1 protein-coding gene is annotated in these 258 nt (G+C 58.9%); it reads right to left on the minus strand.

The genetic code is table 11. The annotated features are described in order from the left end of the window. Window positions 1-51 precede the first annotated feature (51 nt). The coding region (locus P9217_RS30255; protein WP_278088337.1) for a hypothetical protein at window positions 52-258 on the minus strand (207 nt) is incomplete at its 5' end.

The following is a 258-nucleotide window of genomic DNA, read 5'->3' on the forward strand; positions in this document are numbered from 1 at the left end:
TTTCCGGGCCATCGTCGACGTGTTCGACCGCCACTGGCTGCAGCACGCGGGCTAACGCATGTCTCCCGAAAGTGGAAACCGGTTTCGGGACAAAGACATGCGTAAGATCAAAAGCTGAAGCATGTCTCCCGAAAGTGGAAACCGGTTTCGGGACAAAGACGTGCGCAAAATCAAAACCTGCGCCCCGGCTTCGCGCCGGAACATGACGGCGAAGAGCAGGACGGCGACGATACAGGCGGCGAGGCGAACTTGACAGGC

This window comes from Mesorhizobium sp. WSM4989, from assembly GCF_029625795.1.
Lineage (GTDB): Bacteria > Pseudomonadota > Alphaproteobacteria > Rhizobiales > Rhizobiaceae > Mesorhizobium.